A 16,891-nucleotide genomic window follows, 5' to 3' on the forward strand; every position below is an offset into this window, starting at 1 on the left:
CGACGGGTTTCGAGATAGCATGAGCACAGCGCAAGCAGAAATTTCCACCATTCTCATGGATAAGGTTGCCGATTGGCTGACCCAATCGGCGCTGGCGGGCAACGACCTGGAAACATTGGTAAAGGGCTTTTGTGAGCGGCTGGCTGCTGCCGGCCTGCCGCTGAAGCGGGTGCATTTGAGCTTTTCGATGCTTCATCCGCTTTATGACGCGCTTGGCTTCACCTGGCTTCGCGGCCAGGGCCTGGAAGTGGAAGGCTTCCGCAGTGAGAACGGCGTTCATTCTGACAGATTCCTGACCAGCCCATACTACCATCTGCTCAGCAACAAGCTCGACCATCTGCGGCGCCGGCTCGACCCGTCGGTGCGGTCAGAGTTTCCTGTTTTCGATGACCTCAGGCTTATGGGCGTCACCGATTACATGGCTTTCGTCCATCCTTTCAACGGCGATACCAGTCAGGGCATGATGGGGTCCTGGTCGACCGACAGTGCTTCAGGCTTCAGCGACAGCATGATTTCGGCGCTGCTGCGCATCCAGAACCATCTCGCTATCGCAACCAAGATGGCGGTGCTCACCAAGCTCGCGGACAACATGATGACCACTTATCTCGGCGGCGACGCCGGCAGGCGCGTGCTGGACGGTCAGATCAAGCGCGGCGAGGGCGACACAATCCGGGCCGCGCTGGTCATGGGCGATATGCGCGGGTCGACAAGGCTTGCCGAAACCTCCGGCCGCGAAATCTATATCGATACGCTGAACCAGTTTTTCGACGCCGTTGCTGCACCCTTCAATCGCAGAGGCGGGCAGATCATGAGTTTCATAGGAGATGGCTTCATTGCCGTCTACCCCTGCGAAAGGCACCGCTCGCAGTCCGAGATCGCCTGCCAGGCTGCTCTTGCAGCAGCCCACAAGGCCACCGCGCGCATGATTGACCTCAATCTGCGCAGAAAGGAGCAGGGGTTGGGCGACATAAACTTTGGCATCGGCTTGCATGTCGGCAATGTGATGTTCGGCAATGTCGGGCTTACCGACCGGCTCACATTCTCTGTCTTCGGCTCGGCTGTAAACGAGGTCCAGCGCCTCCAGACCCTGACCAAGAAATATCCGCACAGCGTTCTCGCCAGCAAGGACTTCGCCGGCTATTGCGGCGCCAACAGCTGGCTGACGCTTGGCAAGGAGGAACTGGCGGGAATCAAGCAGAAGCTGACGGTGCTTTCACCCGATCTGTCGGGTGCTCTCGCACTCGAAGAAGACGCTGCGCTGGAGCCGATTTACGACCGCATATCGGACGCCGAGCAGGTCATGCTGCTTCATCGCGATGCCGCGCGGCTGTTGGCGGGCGACCGGAGGAAGCTCCAGTAACCACCACGATCTGATCCGAATGCCTTTGGTATGCAGTCCGGTCGCCGGTTCCGCCAGCGAACTGGCGACCGTTTCGAATCCAAGTTGCTCTAGGCTGGCAATTCGCTAGTCTCACTTTCTGGGCCTGCCGCCCGGCAGGCGGCAAGAGTGGGCTGGTGTGAGAATGAATTCGGGCGTTGATCTGCTGCGGATCGAGGATGTTGGCATCTCTTTTGCCATTGTCGGGGGACCGTTGCATGCCGTCAGGCGGGCAAATCTTCGCGTCCTGCCCGGCAAGGTTACCGCGCTTGTGGGCGAGTCCGGTTCCGGAAAATCGGTTCTCAGCCAGGCAGTGATGGGCATTTTGCCGAAGACAGCCCATGTTCGCGGCCGTATCCTGTTTTCCGATCCTGAAAGGCCCGGCACGACGCAGGATATCCTGCAGATGCCGCGTGACGGACCCGAAATCCGGGCGTTGAGAGGCAGCCGCATCGGTAAGATCTTTCAGGAGCCGATGACATCGCTGTCGCCGCTGCACACGATCGGCAACCAGGTCAGCGAATCCCTGCAGATTCATACGCCCATGGCCCGGGCGGAGCGCAAGACGCGGACCGAGGAAATGCTCAGCCTTGTCGGCTTTCCCAATCCCAAGCGCGCCTATGACATGTATCCCTTTGAACTTTCGGGAGGATTGCGTCAACGCGCCATGATCGCCATGGCGCTTATCTGTCGGCCGGCCTTGCTGATCGCCGACGAGCCGACGACGGCGTTGGACGTCACCATCCAGGCGCAAATCCTGCAATTGCTGCGCGGACTTCAGACCAAGCTGAACATGGCGATGCTGCTGATCACGCACGACCTCGGCGTGGTCGCCAATGTCGCCGACGAGGTGGTGGTCATGTACCATGGCGAGATCATGGAAATGGGACCTGTCGAGGCGATATTCCGCCGGCCAGGTCACCCTTACCTGAAGGGCCTGATGGCAGCCGTTCCGCATTTCGACCTGAAGCCCGGTGAAAGGCTAAAGGCACTCCGCGAGGTGCCGGTGAATGCCGGGAACCTGCTCGGCAAGCAGACGGCGCCGGCATCGAAGGGGCCCGACGACATCCTGTTGTCGGTCAGAGATCTGAAAAAGACCTTCACCACTCGCAAGTCCGGATGGTTCGGCGGGGGTCATCAAACCTCCGTTCGCGCCGTGGACGGCGTGAGCTTCGATATCAGGCGGGGTGAGTGCCTGGGTCTGGTCGGCGAAAGCGGCTGCGGCAAAACCACCGTCAGCAAGATCCTCATGCGGGCTGTCACCCCCAGCGGCGGCTCTGTGACCTTCAACGGCCGCGATGCACCGATCGACGTCTTGGAAGCCGAGGGAGACGCCCTGCGCATGCTGCGCGCGAAAATCCAGATGGTCTTCCAGGATCCGGTTTCGTCGCTTTCACCTCGCATGACGGTAGAGAACATCTTGAGCGAGCCGCTGGAAATCCATCAACGTGGCAATGCCGCGTCCCGACTCGCCACGGTCAAGAGCCTGATGCAGGCAATCGGGCTCGATCCGCGCTTCATCAAGCGTTATCCGCACAGTTTCTCCGGCGGGCAGCGTCAGCGTATCGGCATCGCGCGTGCGTTGGCGCTGGGGCCTGAACTCCTGATCTGCGACGAGCCGGTTTCGGCGCTCGATGTTTCTGTCCAGGCGCAGATCCTGAACCTTCTGAAGGACCTGCAGAAGGAACTGGGCCTGACCTATCTGTTCATATCCCACAATCTGGCGGTGGTGGACTACATGGCAGACCGCATCGCGGTGATGTGCGGCGGGCGTATCGTCGAGCTTGCGCCGCGCGAAATTCTGCTCAGGAAACCGATCCACCCCTACACGCGCTCACTCGTCGCCTCGGTACCTTTCCCCGATCTCGACAGGCCGATGGATTTCAAGACGCTGAAGCTCGGCGGCGCTTCCGACACCAGTGCATGGGGACCGCAATTCCGCGACGAGAGCGATGAGGATATGCTGTCGCCGCTCGATCTTGGCGGCGGCCACCTCGTGCTGGCCCGGCGTTCGGCCGATGTCAGCGAGCTACGCCGTTGATTAGCCGGCGCACCATCCTTGGCCTCATGGGTTCGGCATTGCTGCCGGGCACGTTGCGCGCCGCCGATCTGGAGCCGGAATTTCTTCAGCCGCAGCTGAAGGCCAAGGCGCTACCGGCACTCACTGAGCGCCTGCCCAAGAGCCCGCGCGCGTTGAATCTCGCTGCGATGGGCCGGCAGCCCGGCCAGTATGGCGGCACGCTGCGAACGATCATCGGTAGCCAGAAAGATATCCGGATGATGACGATCTACGGCTATTCTCGCCTGGTTGGCTATGACGAAAAGCTCAACTTGCAGCCCGACATTCTCGAGAGTTACGCCGTAGCGGATGATCGCGTCTTCACTTTCAAGATACGGGAAGGGCACAAATGGTCTGACGGCAGCCTGCTGACGCCGGAGGATTTTCGCTATTGCTGGGAAGATGTCTGGCTGAACGATGAGCTTTCGCAAGGCGGGCTCGCCACGGCCCTGCTGGCGGACGGCAAGCCGCCACGCTTCGAGATCGTCGATCCGTTGACGGTCCGCTATAGTTGGGATGCGCCCAATCCTGACTTCCTGCCCAAGCTCGCTGCTGCTTCGCCGCTATCGCTTGTTCTGCCGGCCGCCTATCTCAAGCAGTTCCACAAGAAATACCAGGATGCATTCCGGCTCGCCGGCCTGATGAAGGAGAACCGGGCCAAGAAATGGACGCTCCTGCATATCCGCATGTCACGGCAATATCGCCCGGAAAACCCGGATCTGCCGACGCTCGATCCCTGGCAGAACCGGACCAAGCCGCCGGCCGAGCAGTTCGTCTTCGAGCGCAACCCGTTCTTTCATCGAATAGACGAGAATGGCCGGCAACTGCCCTATGTTGACCGGATTGTCATGAATGTCAGCTCGTCGGCGATCATTTCCGCCAAGACCGGTGCCGGCGAGAGTGACCTGCAAGGCATGGGAATTGACTTCGCCGACTACGCCTTCCTGAAGGATGCGGAGAAGCGCTACCCGGTGAAGATGCATCTGTGGAAACGCACCCAGGGTTCGCGGCTGGCGCTGCTGCCCAATCTGAATTGTGCCGACCAGGTGTGGCGTGGCCTTTTGCGTGACGTGCGCGTGCGCCGCGCACTTTCGCTCGCTGTGGACAGGCGCGAGATCAATATGGCTGTGTTCTACGGATTGGCGCAGGAAAGTGCCGATACGGTCCTGCCGGAGAGCCCGCTCTACCGGCCGGAATTCGCGAAAGCCTGGGTCGCCCATGATCCCGACCAGGCCAATGCCCTGCTCGACGAGGCCGGGCTCCAGGCGCGTGACGATGACGGCCTGCGGATACTTGCCGATGGACGCCCGGCGCAGATCATCGTGGAAACGGCCGGCGAAAGCACACTGGAAACCGACGCGCTCGAACTCATCACCGATCACTGGCGCAAGATCGGCATCGCCCTGTTCATCCGGACTTCGCAGCGCGACATCTTCCGCAGCCGGGCGCTTGGCGGCCAGATCATGATGTCGATGTGGTCGGGCATCGACAATGGCGTGCCGACCGCCGACATGAACCCGAGCCAGCTGGCCCCCACCATCGACGACCAACTGCAATGGCCGCTCTGGGGTGCTCACTACTTGTCGCATGGCAAGATGGGTGAGGCGCCCGATCTTCCCGAAGTGGTCGAGCTGATGGCCTTGCTCAAGCGCTGGAACGCATCGACCGAAGCGACTGAGCGTGCCGAAATCTGGAATTCGATGCTGTCGATCTACACCGATCAGGTGTTTTCGATCGGCACGGTGAACGGAACGCATCAGCCGGTTCTGGCGTCCTCGCGGCTGCGCAATCTGCCTGACAAGGCGCTCTACGGCTTCGACCCGACTGCTTATTTCGGTGTCTACATGCCGGATACATTCTGGCTTGGAGACTCCTGAGCGTGCTTCGATATATTGTCTGGCGCATCACTGTGATGGTTCCAACGCTGCTGGTCATATCGGCGCTGGTGTTCACCATCATCGAACTTCCCCCAGGCGACTATTTCGACAGCTATGTCGCCGAGCTTCGGGCTCAGGGCGAAGGGGTGGATTCCGATCGCATCGAGATGATGCGCAAGGAGTATGGTTTCGACAAGCCGCCGATCATTCGCTACTTCTACTGGGTCGGCGGGATGCTGCGTGGCGATTTCGGCTATTCCTTCGAATATGAGCTGCCGGTTCGCGACGTCGTCGGGGACCGGATGTGGCTGACCGTGCTGGTTTCGTTCGTGACAATCATCTTCACCTGGCTCATCGCCTTTCCGATCGGCATATACTCCGCAACGCGCCAATACAGCTGGGGCGACTACGGCCTGACTTTCCTCGGCCTTCTCGGCCTTGCCATTCCGAACTTCATGCTGGCGCTGATCCTGATGTATTTCGCCAACATCTGGTTCGGCACGTCCATCGGCCATCTCATGGACCCGCAATATCTCGCCGAGCCGATGAGCTGGGCCAAGGCGAAGTCGATCCTCGCCCATCTCTGGATCCCGGTCTTGATCATCGGCACCGGCGGCACGGCAAGCATGATCCGGCGGCTGCGCGCCAATCTGCTCGATGAACTTCACAAGCAATATGTCGTGACCGCGCGCGCCAAAGGCCTTCATCCCTTCAGGGCCCTGGTCAAATATCCGCTGCGCATGGCGCTCAATTTCTTCATTTCCGACATCGGCTCTATCCTGCCGGCCATCATCTCAGGCGCCGAAATCACGGCGATCGTGCTGTCTTTGGAAACGACCGGGCCGATGCTGATCAAGGCGCTGCAAAGCCAGGACATGTATCTGGCAGGGTCGTTCCTGATGTTCCTCGCCTTCCTGACGGTCATCGGCGTCCTGATTTCCGACCTGGCGCTAGCGCTGCTTGATCCACGAATTCGTTTGCAGGGCGGCAGCACCAAATGAAGACGGATTCGCCGCTGCCCACTCCGGGTGCTCCACTGCAACACTACATTTCCAGCGCGCCCTTCGACCTGCAGTCGGTCGAGGCGATGACGCCGGAGCAGTCGAAGGTCTTCCAGGCGTCGCAGTTGCGGCTGATGTGGTGGAAATTCCGCAAGCACCGGCTTGCCCTTGTATCGGGCATGTTCCTGGCGGTGCTTTATTTCGGGATACTGATCTGCGAGTTCCTAGCGCCCTACAATCTGCACACGCGCAACATGGACTACATCTATTCGCCGCCGCAGCGGGTGCACCTGTTCCACGACGGCCAGTTCGTCGGGCCGTTCGTCTATGGCCGCCAGATGAAGTTGGACATGGACACGCTCAAGCGAAACTACATCGAGAACCAGAATGACGTTCAGCGGCTCCGTTTCTTCTGCAAGGGCGACAGTTACCGGTTCTGGGGCCTGATCGAAGGTGACAGGCATTTTGTCTGCCCTGCCGAAAACGGCCAGCTCTTCCTGGCCGGCACCGACAGGCTGGGGCGCGATGTGCTCTCGCGCATCATCTATGGCGCACGCATTTCACTGACGATCGGCCTCGTCGGCATCAGTTTCAGCTTCCTGCTCGGCATCGTGATCGGCGGACTGGCAGGTTACCACGGCGGTATCTTCGACCTCATCGTTCAACGGATAATCGAAGTTCTGCAATCGATTCCCAGCATTCCGCTATGGCTGGCTCTGGCGGCGATCATGCCGATAACTTGGAGTCCGATCCTGATCTATTTCGGCATCACCGTCATACTCGGGCTACTCGACTGGACCGGACTGGCGCGGGCCGTGCGCTCAAAGCTTCTGGCCTTGCGCGAGGAGGACTACGTTCTGGCCGCGCAATTGATGGGCGCCAGGAGCAGCCGCATCATCGGGCGGCACCTCATTCCCGGCTTCATGTCGCATCTGATCGCGACGGCGACGATCTCCATACCCGGCATGATCCTGGGCGAGACGGCGCTGAGCTTCCTCGGGCTCGGCCTGAGGGCGCCAATAACCAGCTGGGGCATCCTGCTCACCGAGGCGCGCAGCGTCAGCGTGATCGCGTTCTATCCATGGCTGCTTTTGCCGATGCTTCCCGTCATTCTCGTCATCATGGCGTTCAACTTCCTCGGCGACGGCTTGCGGGACGCCGCAGATCCCTACAAGTGAGATCGCTATTTTGCCGCGCGCCGTGTCGTCGACTTCACCCGGCATGACCCTTGTCGGCGGCCTGTTCCGTCATTGCGATGTTCATCGTTCGCCTCTATATGCGGCAAGCCTCGATCGGGGTTTCTGGTTCAGGACATACAATCGCATATGAGCCGCCTCGACAGTTTCATCCGCAGGATGACCGCACAGCGCGACATTCTCGATCATGTCTGCGCCGAGGTGGCGAAGATGGAGGGGCCCGTGATCGAGCTCGGCCTCGGCAATGGCCGGACGTTTCACCATCTGCGCGAGCGCCTGCCCGGACGCCGGATCGTGGCGTTCGACCGCGCACTTGCCGCACACGCCAGCTCAATTCCCGAAGCTGAAAACCTCGTGCTCGGCGAAATACGCGAGACGGCGGAGAGGTTCATTGGCATCGACGCCGCTCTTGTTCATGCCGACATCGGCACCGGCTATGAAGATCGCGATGCAGTGACCTCTGCCTGGCTTCCCGATCTGATCGCGCGCCTGCTTCGCGTCGGCGGCATCGCGGTCAGCGGCACGCCGCTTGATCACCCGCAGTTGCAACGCCTCGCGCCGCCGCCTTCGGTGCCCGCCGATCGTTATTTTATTTCCAGGCGCGTGTGAGCGGCATCTTCAGGCGCGTGTGAGCGGCCGAGACCACCCCAATCTTCAGGGGCCAAATCGTCAGGGCCCCAATCGTCAGGGGATCGTATAGACTGCTATCTCCCGCTCAATGCCGCGCAGCGAGACTTCGTGGGGCACGGGCGTCAGCGCGTTCCTGCGCAACAGATCGGCGGTGAGATTGTCGTCGACCACCGCACGCGTGGCGAAGATCGCCTGTGCGTTGGCAAGGTTCTGGACCCGCGAAGCAATGTTGACCGTCTGGCCGAAATAGTCCTGTCGCTCGTTCATGGACACGGCGATGCAGGGGCCGGCATGGACTCCGATCTTGAGCAGCAGATCCTCGCGCCCGCTCTTGTCATTGAGCGCACGCATGGCATCGCGCATCCTGAGGGCCGCAGCAATCGCACGATCAGGCGTGGCGAAGGTCGCCATCACCGCATCACCGATCGTCTTCACCACCGCGCCTGCCTCCGCCGCGACGATCTCGTGCAGAACCTGGAAATGCTCACGCACGAGATCGAAGGCTGAAAGATCGCCCACCCGCTCGTATAGCGCGGTCGATCCGCGCAGGTCGGTGAACAGGAAGGTCAGGCTGGTGATCTTCAGGCGCTGGTTGATGTCGAGCGTATCCGCGCGATAGAGATCGCGGAACGTCTGGTTGGTGAGCAGGCGCTTGGCGGTCAGGAACGGCCGGCGTTTGCCCAAGAAATCATGCAATGCCTGGCCGGCGATGAAGATCGTCGGCAGCACGCGGGTGTCGGTCCTGTTTTCCAGCGAAATGCGCAACGGGCCGGGTTGCATCTCCAGCGTCTGGTTCTGGACGTGGTCGCGGTCGAAGACCAGAGAGAGGCTTCGGCGCTCCTTTGTTGGTTCGCCCTTGCCGTCGATGAACTGCGCTGAATGCGTGACCGGCTCGAAGACGATGATGAATTCGGACGGAAGCTGTATCTGCAGAACCGCCTTTTCACCGGGCGCAAGCTCGATATCCTCCAGCGAGAACGCTTCCATCTTTTTCGCGAAATCCTCTTCCGGCAGATCGACGCCGGACGCCCAGTAGATCTGGCGGAAATATTCCACCAACGGCAGTTCGTGCGGATTGTGGGCGGCAATCCTGCGCACGCGGGGACTGACGGTGAATGTCACCTCGACCATCTCGTCGAGGGTCGGCGGATAGCCCTCGGAGCACAGCGCGCAGGTGTATTCGTCCTTCTGCAGGGTTTTCAGCGTGGCGTTGGTGTCGAGCACGCCGCCACAGCCAGGGCACAGAACATTCCAGGAAATGTCGAAGATGCCCACCCGCGCCGCATGGAGAAAGGCGCCTATGGCGCGTTCCTCGTCGAGGCCATGCTTGCTGGCGAAAGCTGGCGCATTAATGCGGCAAAGTTCGCGGTCCTCGCCCTCCGCGATGGTTCTCTTGATCGCGTCGATTGCCTGTGGATCGACACCGGTCGATTGCCGCAGAAGCGAGAACAGATCCTGAGCTTCGTTCATCGTGCAGGCTCCGGAAAATGCCCCCGAGGCGTGTTGACCGGACCGGTCTGGTCCGAGTGCTTCATCTTACTTCGAAACGGACCGTACGGCCATTCGATGAACAAGCCTGGTGACAGTTCAATTGCCATTCGGCGGATTTTCACCGGCCGCAAGCGACACTATGATGGTCCATGGGGCATTCATCTTTGGGGCATTCATCTTTGGGGCTTTCTCCCATGTCGACATCCAACAACCCGCCATTTCCCGCGGCCCTGCGCCTTTTCTCGGCGGGGGTCATCATCGTCCTGATCGTCGGCGCCGGCCTGTTTTTCGCGCCTGTGCTGGTCAGGCCGCGCTGGCCCTGGGCCGTCACGCCGTTCAATGCCCGCTTCCTCGGCGGCTTCTACACCGCCGAAATGGTCGTGATGGCGGCGCTGCTGGTCTGGAATCGTTGGTCGCCCGGCAGGCTCGTGCTCGTCATGGCCTTCATCTTCACCGTCATCGTGTCGGTGGCCTCGTTCGTCAATCTCGGCTATTTCAACTTCGAGCGCAAAGCGCCCTGGCTCTGGTTTCTGGTCTATCTTGCTTCGGTCGCAGTATCCGGGCTGTTCCTGTGGCGAGCCAGGGCCCGTCCTTCAGCAAAAGGCGTGACCTTAAACCCCGCATGGCGCGCCTACATGCGGGTGGAATCCGCGATTCTCGGGCTCTACGGCGTCGGCCTCTTTCTTTTTCCCCTGACATTCGGCGGCTTCTGGCCATGGCCGATCGATGCCTTCCACGCTCAGGTCTACAGCGCCATCTTCCTCGCTGGTGCCGGCGGCACATATCTCGCCTGGAGAAGCGCGCCGCGCGAGGAACTGCTCGTGCTCGGCCTGGCGCAGTTTCTGGTTGGCCTGCTTGCCATCCTTGGCCTCGTCATCACGGACGCCGCGGTGCACCGGATCGACTGGACGGCGACCGGGACATTGTGCTGGCTCGTCCTTTTCGGTTGGATCGGCGTCAGCGGCGTCTTCAAACTCTACGCCGCCTCCGGGTATTTTAGCTCGCAATCGGCATAGGTTGCAGAGACGGCTGGATTTTCAGGTGACGTCCGGTGCATCGTGCCGGCCGATTGCCTTTGTCGGGAACGCCATGACCAGCACGACCTCGCCATCCTCCGAGAAAATCCAGCCGCAGCTCCGGGCCGTCCGGCCGAGCGATGCGGAGGCGCTTTGCGCAATCTTCAATATGCCGGGCTTCCGCTGGGGCACGCTCAGGATGCCCTTCGAGATGGTGGAGCAGGTGGAGCGGCGCATCGCCAAATCCGGCCAGGAAACCACCTGGATCGTTGCGGAGCTGGACGGCAAGGTCGTCGGCCATGGCAGCCTGGTCGTGCAGGGTTCGCCGCGCCGCTCGCATGCTGGCGAGATCAACATTGGGCTTGACGATGCCTTTGTCGGCAAGGGCATTGGCTCTGCCATACTTGGCGCGCTGCTTGACGTGGCCGACAATTGGCGGGCCCTGAAGCGGGTCGAATTGACCGTCTATGCCGACAACGAACCGGCCGTCCGTCTCTACACAAGCCACGGCTTCGAGGTCGAAGGCCGGCATGTGAAGGCAGGTTTTACCGACGGGCAGTACCACGACCTCCTGAGCATGGCCCGGCTGCGGTTCTGATGACCGCCGTCTTTGACCCAACTACTAGGCCTCCGGTGGAAATTCTGACCGCGCTGTCGATGCTCTGCCCGGAAGTCGTGCGTGACATCGAGCAGCACTGGAACGCACCGGTTTCCGATTACGCCCGCCATCTGTGGCGGCCGGTGGCAAGGCCTGCATCGGGCCCGGCGATCGCTGCCCGCTCGATCCTGCGCGAAGTCCTGCATCAGCGCCTTGGTGTGATCATGCAGCCTGAAGAGATCGACAAGGCCCTCGAAGAATTCGAGCACAGGCCGGTGATTCAGTCCGGCCTGCATTGCCTGCTTCTGATGGACCGGATCACCTTCGATGCCCTCCTGCTTGCCTGGCTCGGCGCGGTCGAAAACGGGCTGTCGGCCTTCATCTGCTTCATGGGAACGACGATGACCATGGAGACGATTGGCCGGGAGGGGCCGGGATGGCTCGATGTCGGCGACGACAAGGTCAACCTGTTTGGCATGGGACGCCACAAACTGTGCCGAAAAAGCGCCTGCGCGGCCGGTCCCGTCACCCTGAACAAGCGCGCGCTCGAAGCGGTGGGCGACGAAACGGATGCCAGCCGCTGGCTGGGCATACTGCTTGCCAGCCAGGACAAGGTTTTTGGAACCGCCGCCGATGCGCTGACAGCCCTCAACGAGGCTCTGGTCGCCGATTGGGATCGCTCCGGCATGGCCCAGCCGGTTTTCATCGATGATCGGCTCGCCGCTTCTGTCGTGGCGCGGCATCTGGAACATGACGGCAGCCTTCTTTCCAGGCTGCTCCTTGAGCCAGCAAAGCGCGAGCGTCTCGAACGCGCCTTGCAAGAGGCCGCATCGAGCCCATTTGGCAGATTCCTGCCCAATGCCACGGCCCATTTCTGGGGCATCCGCGAGGAGCGCGTGCGCAAGCTCGTCCTCGAGAACGGGCAGCTGATCGAGCCTGACAGGCCGCATGGTCTTTCCATCCCGTTCGAGGGGCCGCATCTCAGGCAGGCGCTGCTGGACGGCGTCCTGCTGCCGAACTTGTTCCTGATGTTCCTCGTCCTTGCCATACTGCCGCGTGTGCGGGTTGTGGGCGGCCTGAGACAGATTGGTTATGTAGCGCTTTTCCACTCGATTCTGCTGGCTGTGCTGGATGAAAACGCGCCGGAAGAGCGCGATCTGGCTGCGGAGCTGCAGGTTCGGGAAAATGCCTGGGGCACCCGGGTCATCGATGAAAAGATCTCGGTCCGCGAGCAGCTTGCCGGCCTGCCGGACGGGGCGCTCTTCCCGGACCTGCTCCGGCAATACCGTTTGCGGACATTTGCCGAGACGACCGACGACCTGAAACTGGTTCGCGAAAACAGCCGATGGCGCAAGATCGGTCGGGCAGAGCTCAAGGCGACCTGAGCCTCACTTCAGGCCTTAGTGCGCAACCGCAAGCGGATGGCTCGCTGATATCCTCGAGCAGGACTTTCGACGCAAACGACAGCCACGCGGCCGCCGTTTCGGCCGTGCTCTGCGACCAGACCCACACTGGTCGCACGATGTCCATTTGCGCTGCCGCTTGCTGCTCGACGGCTATGGGTTCATCCTTGTGTGAATACCCGGCCGTGAAGTGCGAAGCGAGATCACGCCGTCACGGCCCCCTAGTGAGGTCTTGTTCGATGGACTGCTCGGGCTGCGGTTTCGAGGTTGAGGGCGGTTTCGCTTTCTGTCCGAGGTGTGGCAGGCGCCAGCCCGTCGCATGCGCCAGCTGCGGCTATTCCTGCGCACCTGATTTCGAGTTCTGTCCGAAATGTGGGGCAAGCGTCGGTGCGCCCGCAAAAGCCGTCGAACGGCCTGCTCCGACACCAAGCCGGACCATTGTGCCGCCTTCTCGAACTCCGTCGTTGCTTGCGAACATCGAAAGCGAAGATGGGCTGCATCCCGTCTCTGACGCCGATCGCCGGACGGTAACGGTCCTGTTCGCCGACCTTTGCGGCTTCACGACACTCAGCGAGCAGCTCGACCCCGAGGTCATGCAAGCGCTGCAGAACGAACTGTTCAAGGAATTGACGGCGGCCGTGCGAAACTTTGGTGGTTTCGTCGACAAATTCATCGGCGATGCATTGCTCGCTTTGTTCGGTGCGCCGGTCGCGCATGAAGACGATCCGGAACGCGCGCTTCGCGCCGCTCTCGACATGATCGCCCGGACGGCGCGGCTCGGCGAAAGCGCCCCCCACTCCGGCACGCCTCTGTTGCTCCACATCGGCATAAACACTGGTCCGGTCGTTACTGGCGGTTTGGGCATCGGCACCGCCAAATCCTATTCGGTGACCGGCGACACAGTGAATACGGCGCAACGCCTGCAATCGCTGGCCGCGCCGGGTGAGGTGCTGGTAGGCGAGCTCACTCACCGGCTGACCCGGCATGCCTTCGCTTTCGAGCCGCTGGGTGATGTCGTGCTTCGCGGCAAGGCTGGCAGTGTGCTCGTCCATCGGCTGGATGCACCGCTTGCGGCGCCGCGTGCAGCGCGCGGGCTCGAGGCGCTCGGCCTCAGCGCGCCGATGATAGGTCGTGGTGCGGAGCTCCACAGAATGCTGGCGAGCCTTGACCAGGCGTGCGGCGGCTCGGCCCAACTTGTCCGCCTCGTCGGAGAAGCCGGTATCGGGAAATCGCGGCTGGTGAAGGAGTTCGTCGCCCGCGTCGGCGACGAGGATCGTTTTCGCAACGTCGCCGTGCGGCAGGCCACGTGCTCACCGCTGGGCGAACAGTCATTTGGCGCCTTGGGCGCAGTGGTGCGCAGCGCTGCCGGAATGATGCAAAACGACAATGGGGACGAAATGCGGGGGAAGCTCGCAGGCTTGCTTACCGATCTCGGCCTGCAGGGTGAGGAGGCGAAGCGACTGATGCCTTTGCTCTACCATGTGCTTGGTCTTGGCGACCCCGATGCCACCTTGCAGCATGTCGAGCCCGAGCAGCTGCGGCGGCAAATTCTCTACGCAGTCCGCACTATCATCGAACGGCGGCTTGCGTTGTCGCCGCTGTTGATTGTCGTCGAAGACCTGCACTGGGCCGACGCCGTGTCGCTCGAGGCACTACGTTTCGTGATGGACAGGTTGGAACGCACGAGGTTGATGGTGCTGGTCACGCATCGTCCGGCGCCGGACAACGGCCAGCTCGACTCAAGTCGGGTCAGTCACACGGCGCTCAGGCTTTCGCCGCTCAACAATGATGACGGACGCAGCCTGCTGGCGGCGCTTTTCGGCGAGAGCTGGGTAAATTCCGCAGGAGGGCTTCTCGACCAGATCCTCGAGCGCGCGGGCGGCAACCCCCTTTTTGTAGAGGAGATCGTTCGCGGCCTTATCGATCGCGGTGTACTGATGCGCGAGGGCCCGCGATGGCGGACTGTGGCAGGCGAAGCGGCAACCGGCATTCCCGCCACTATCCAGGCAATGCTGCTTGCTCGCGTCGACCGGCTGCCGCAAGAGGTGCGCCGGTTGGCCCAGGAAGCCGCGGTAATCGGCCCGCGCTTCGATGCCACACTTCTGAAAACCGTGACGTCCGACCCCGGCCGCCTGGAAGCCGGCTGCGAACTGCTTTGCGACGCGGAAATCATCGAGGAAGTTGCCGGATCAGGCTCGGTCTCGTCGCAAAGTTACCGCTTTACGCAAACTTTGCTGCAGGACGTGATCTACCAGAACCTGCTCCTGCAACGCCGGACCGACATCCACGGGCGGGTCGGTGCTGCCTTGGAGCAACTGTGCGGCGACAAGCCGGAACGGCTCGAGGATTTGACCGTGCTCGGTCATCATTTCGCACAGAGCGCCTCGCGGGAGAGAGGCGCGCATTACCTGCAGGCGGCTGGCGATCGCGCTCGCATGATATATGCCAATGACGACGCCCTTCGTTTCTACGAGCGAGCACTGACTGCGTTGGGCGCGATCGGGCAAACACCGCTCAAACTGGCAATTCAAGAGCGCATTGCCGATTTAAGCGGCCCGGTAGGCCGTCGTGAGATCGCGCACAGCCACTACGAGGCGGTATTGCAGGCATACCGCGAGTCAGCCGATCGTGTCGCTTCGGCGCGCGTTTTGCGTAAGATCGGCCGGCTGCTTTGGGACGTCGGCAAGCGGGACGACGCAGAATCCCGCTATGCTGAAGCGGCAGCGCTCCTCGATGGAGCGGATGCCCCGGTCGAACAGGCGCATCTCTGGCAAGAACGTGGCCGACAGGCTTTCCGTAGCGGAGATCACGCTCTCGCGGCAAAATGGGCAGACGCGGCGCTGGATTGCGTAGGCACTCTGACAACGGAGCATGTCTCCGAGGTGGGACGTGATGCCACTCTTGTGACCGCCGAGGCGCTCAATACCAAGGCTGTGGCGCTGGCTCGGCTTGGGCGAGACCGTGAAGCCGTGCGTCAGGTTGAGCGTAGCATTGAATTGGCCGAAGCCGCCGGTCACCTGGGCGCGGCCTGCCGCGGCTACACCAATCTTGGCGTGCTTTACACGACCATCGATCCGGCAAAGGCGATGGAGGTCTGTCGGCGCGGTCTTGAAGTGGCGCGCCATATTGGTGACTTGGGATTCCAGGCGCGCCTCCTCGCCAATCTGGCGGTCGCTTGTTGTACCTTCACGGATCGCTGTCCAACGGAGGGCGTGCCTGCTGCCGAGAAGGCCATCGAGATCGACCGGGCGCTCGACCAGCGCGAGCACCTGCCGGTGCCGTTGATCGTGCTTGGGCAGATCCACCAGTGCAACGGCCGCCCGGAACTGGCGGTTGGCTTGTTCCACGAAGCACTGGACGTGGCCCGCGAAACGGGCGAGCCCCAACTGCTGTTTCCGTGCTATGATGGTCTTGCAACGCTTAATCTCGACCTCGACAATCTGGCCGAGGCCGAACGCTACTTTTCCATGGCGCAGGGTATATGCGCCCAGCACGGGCTCGACCCGGAAGCGCTTGTGGTGCTGCCTTTTCTCGACTAGCCGGGGCTGGAGGTTGGAAATGTCCGCGCGTATTGACTTGGTACCGCTTCAACCGGGCGACCGTGCGCCGAACGTGGTGCTCGACGCCATCACCCAGGAAGGCAAGATCGCGCTTGACGACTTTCGCGGACAAAAACCCGTGCTTGTCGGCCTGTTTCGAGGTCTGCATTGTGCGTTTTGCCGGCGCCATATCGCCGCCCAGGCGCGGCTTGATCCGGAGCTGCGCGAAAAGGGCGTGGGAAGCCTGACGGTGGTCAACACGCCGATCGAGCGGGCGCGTCTCTATTTCCGCTACCACCCGATGCCGAATCTGCTTGCGGCCTCCGACCCTGAACGCGCTTCACATCGTGCTTTTGGACTGCCCAATCTCGAATTCACCGAAAACGAGACGAACTGGCCGTACAAGGTCTCGATGGCAGTGGCAAAGGATATGCGGGTCGACGTACCAGGCGAGTTGCCCGGTCCAATGGATCCTTTTGCGGCCAGCGAATTCCTCGACAAGAGGGACCATTACGAAGTGACCGAGGCCGACGAGCAGATGATGGCAACGGGACACGGACAATTGGTCGGTCAGTTCCTACTCGACCGGCAGGGGATCGTCCGCTGGAGCTTCACGGAGGTTCCGGAGGGTGGGCGATACATGTTCGGAGGGCCGAGCCCGCAGGAGCTGATGTCGGCCGTGTCCCAAGTCGCCCAATAGAAA

12 protein-coding genes are annotated in these 16,891 nt (G+C 61.6%); 11 read left to right on the plus strand and 1 reads right to left on the minus strand.

Annotation, left to right across the window (positions count from 1 at the left end):
• Positions 1-19 precede the first annotated feature (19 nt).
• The 6 genes from A6B35_RS00935 (at position 20) to A6B35_RS00960 (ending at position 8,120) form a co-directional block, all read left to right on the plus strand.
• Entirely contained in the window at positions 20-1,360 is a 1,341-nt protein-coding gene (locus tag A6B35_RS00935) for an adenylate/guanylate cyclase domain-containing protein (RefSeq protein ID WP_040582056.1), read from the plus strand.
• Between the two features lie 163 nt (positions 1,361-1,523).
• Positions 1,524-3,419, plus strand: a complete 1,896-nt coding sequence (locus A6B35_RS00940) for an ABC transporter ATP-binding protein (protein WP_006200280.1) — start codon at positions 1,524-1,526, stop codon at positions 3,417-3,419.
• Positions 3,416-5,314, plus strand: coding sequence for an ABC transporter substrate-binding protein (locus A6B35_RS00945; RefSeq protein ID WP_040582058.1), 1,899 nt, complete (start codon positions 3,416-3,418; stop codon positions 5,312-5,314). Before A6B35_RS00940 ends, A6B35_RS00945 begins: the two co-directional genes overlap by 4 nt.
• Positions 5,315-5,316: 2 nt before the next feature.
• Positions 5,317-6,315: an ABC transporter permease gene (locus A6B35_RS00950; protein WP_006200282.1), complete on the plus strand. Its 999-nt coding sequence runs from the start codon at positions 5,317-5,319 to the stop codon at positions 6,313-6,315.
• A complete protein-coding gene (locus tag A6B35_RS00955; RefSeq protein ID WP_006200283.1) occupies positions 6,312-7,493 on the plus strand; it encodes an ABC transporter permease in 1,182 nt (393 codons plus the stop codon). Before A6B35_RS00950 ends, A6B35_RS00955 begins: the two co-directional genes overlap by 4 nt.
• Positions 7,494-7,640: 147 nt before the next feature.
• Positions 7,641-8,120, plus strand: coding sequence for a class I SAM-dependent methyltransferase (locus tag A6B35_RS00960; protein WP_006200284.1), 480 nt, complete (start codon positions 7,641-7,643; stop codon positions 8,118-8,120).
• Positions 8,121-8,195: 75 nt separating this feature from the next.
• Here the strand turns inward: A6B35_RS00960 and A6B35_RS00965 are convergent, their stop codons facing one another.
• A complete protein-coding gene (locus A6B35_RS00965; RefSeq protein ID WP_006200285.1) occupies positions 8,196-9,611 on the minus strand; it encodes an adenylate/guanylate cyclase domain-containing protein in 1,416 nt (471 codons plus the stop codon).
• Positions 9,612-9,826: 215 nt separating this feature from the next.
• Between A6B35_RS00965 and A6B35_RS00970 the strand changes: the two genes are divergently transcribed.
• The 5 genes from A6B35_RS00970 to A6B35_RS00990 all read left to right on the plus strand — a co-directional run bounded on the left by A6B35_RS00970 (position 9,827) and on the right by A6B35_RS00990 (position 16,888).
• Positions 9,827-10,648, plus strand: a complete 822-nt coding sequence (locus tag A6B35_RS00970; RefSeq protein WP_006200286.1) for a hypothetical protein — start codon at positions 9,827-9,829, stop codon at positions 10,646-10,648.
• A gap of 73 nt (positions 10,649-10,721) precedes the next feature.
• Positions 10,722-11,246 carry a GNAT family N-acetyltransferase gene (locus A6B35_RS00975; protein WP_040582060.1) on the plus strand — a complete coding sequence of 175 codons (525 nt, stop codon included), beginning with the start codon at positions 10,722-10,724 and terminating at the stop codon, positions 11,244-11,246.
• Between the two features lie 59 nt (positions 11,247-11,305).
• Positions 11,306-12,631, plus strand: coding sequence for a hypothetical protein (locus A6B35_RS00980; RefSeq protein ID WP_244425872.1), 1,326 nt, complete (start codon positions 11,306-11,308; stop codon positions 12,629-12,631).
• 257 nt (positions 12,632-12,888) lie between these two features.
• Positions 12,889-16,188 (plus strand): ATP-binding protein, encoded by a 3,300-nt coding sequence (locus tag A6B35_RS00985; protein WP_040582062.1) that lies wholly within the window; start codon positions 12,889-12,891, stop codon positions 16,186-16,188.
• A 19-nt stretch (positions 16,189-16,207) separates the two neighbouring features.
• Positions 16,208-16,888, plus strand: coding sequence for a redoxin domain-containing protein (locus tag A6B35_RS00990; protein WP_006200291.1), 681 nt, complete (start codon positions 16,208-16,210; stop codon positions 16,886-16,888).
• The last annotated feature ends 3 nt before the right edge of the window (positions 16,889-16,891 follow it).

The sequence above is a fragment of the Mesorhizobium amorphae CCNWGS0123 genome (assembly GCF_001686985.1).
GTDB lineage: Bacteria > Pseudomonadota > Alphaproteobacteria > Rhizobiales > Rhizobiaceae > Mesorhizobium > Mesorhizobium amorphae.

Bases quoted from the DNA above. Each gene is read 5' to 3' on its own strand.
- A6B35_RS00935 (WP_040582056.1), top strand. From the start codon at position 20: ATGAGCACAGCGCAAGCAGAAATTTCCACCATTCTCATGGATAAGGTT.
- A6B35_RS00940 (WP_006200280.1), top strand. From the start codon at position 1,524: ATGAATTCGGGCGTTGATCTGCTGCGGATCGAGGATGTTGGCATCTCT.
- A6B35_RS00955 (WP_006200283.1), top strand. From the start codon at position 6,312: ATGAAGACGGATTCGCCGCTGCCCACTCCGGGTGCTCCACTGCAACAC.
- A6B35_RS00960 (WP_006200284.1), top strand. From the start codon at position 7,641: ATGAGCCGCCTCGACAGTTTCATCCGCAGGATGACCGCACAGCGCGAC.
- A6B35_RS00965 (WP_006200285.1), bottom strand. From the start codon at position 9,611: ATGAACGAAGCTCAGGATCTGTTCTCGCTTCTGCGGCAATCGACCGGT.
- A6B35_RS00970 (WP_006200286.1), top strand. From the start codon at position 9,827: ATGTCGACATCCAACAACCCGCCATTTCCCGCGGCCCTGCGCCTTTTC.
- A6B35_RS00975 (WP_040582060.1), top strand. From the start codon at position 10,722: ATGACCAGCACGACCTCGCCATCCTCCGAGAAAATCCAGCCGCAGCTC.
- A6B35_RS00980 (WP_244425872.1), top strand. From the start codon at position 11,306: ATGCTCTGCCCGGAAGTCGTGCGTGACATCGAGCAGCACTGGAACGCA.
- A6B35_RS00985 (WP_040582062.1), top strand. From the start codon at position 12,889: ATGGACTGCTCGGGCTGCGGTTTCGAGGTTGAGGGCGGTTTCGCTTTC.
- A6B35_RS00990 (WP_006200291.1), top strand. From the start codon at position 16,208: ATGTCCGCGCGTATTGACTTGGTACCGCTTCAACCGGGCGACCGTGCG.